The organism is Prevotella conceptionensis 9403948, assembly GCF_000312305.1.
In the GTDB taxonomy this organism is placed as follows: Bacteria; Bacteroidota; Bacteroidia; order Bacteroidales; family Bacteroidaceae; genus Prevotella; species Prevotella conceptionensis.
The window spans coordinates 1-1084 of the sequence record NZ_HE999486.1 but is presented as its reverse complement, the minus strand read 5'-3'; the positions used below and the strand labels follow the sequence as shown (position 1 = coordinate 1084).

At 55.8% G+C, this 1084-nt stretch carries 1 protein-coding gene and 1 pseudogene; both read right to left on the bottom strand.

The features are described 5' to 3' along the window. Positions 1–519: TonB-dependent receptor domain-containing protein (locus BN93_RS18860; RefSeq protein WP_394329937.1), on the bottom strand; the 519-nt coding region annotated here is incomplete at its 3' end. Then, positions 476–1084 (bottom strand): annotated as a pseudogene (locus tag BN93_RS18855) (hypothetical protein); the annotation flags it as partial. The gene BN93_RS18860 and the pseudogene BN93_RS18855, both read right to left, overlap by 44 nt.

The window sequence follows — 1084 nt, the reverse complement described above, 5'->3', positions numbered from 1 at the left end:
AAAGCGTGTGGTCCGTCCCTTACTTCCCAGTTCCAAGGTGGTGGCCGTTTGCTTGTCTAAGGCAATGGCGTAAAGCCGCTTAGGACTGGTGTTGATGTTGGTTGTTACCTCCGTGCCAACCAGTTCGTCGAAGGTTGGCGGCTCGTAACTTCGGCTTAGGTTGCCAAACAGCTGCACGTCTTCGCCCTTAAAGGGGCTATATATCAGCCCTATGCGCGGATTGAAGGCCGAAAAGTGCTGGTTGAGCGTTGTGCTTTGCGAACGAAAGTAGCGGTACTTTTTGGACATGTGGCTGTACCACGGCCGAAGGTCGGGTTGTGGAAAGCGGTCGCTGCTGTTGCGCTCGTTGTACACGAGGTGGGCATCGGCCACGACATTCAGTTTCGACGTCAGCCTAATCAGGTCTTCGGCGAAGAGGGTCAGGTTGCGCGCTTGCAGGTTGTCGTGGGCGAACATAAACGATTCTAGCCCGTCTTTATTGATATAGGTGCGGCGGTCTATTTGTCCTGCCGATGCCACAAGGCCTGCACGCAGGTTGTGTTTGCCTGTGTTGAGGCGGTAGCCGACGGTCAGTCCGCCGTCGTGATGGTACGAGTGGGGGATGGAAATGGTGATGGGGAACACAAATTGGTCGTCGGCGTAATTGGTAATACACGGCAGTCACGAGGTCGCTGTTGGCGTTGAAGCGGATGCCCGTGCGGTTGGCCACGCGTATCATGCGCGCAAAACGACGAGGCTTATCGCGCAAAACGTTCGGCCCCATGCTGAAAGGAAGGTCTACGCCGGCGTTAACTTGCTTGGGGTTGTCCATCAGTTGCTGCATGTTGAGCGGCCCCGGAAACTGGAATTTCAGCCAGGTGAAGTGCAGGTACGTGCGATTTTCCACACGTCCATTGGGGTTTTGCAGCCCATAGTTGGCCGCAATGCTCCATCGGGTGTTGCGGTTGTAAAGCCGGTGCCCGTCTTGCGCGCTGTACGAAGTGCTTATATGGGCATCGCTTGTTTGCCAACGGTAGCCCATGCTTGCAGCCACAGCCCTGTAACCATAGCTTCCGCCTTCTACCTTTACGAGCGTGTTACGCCC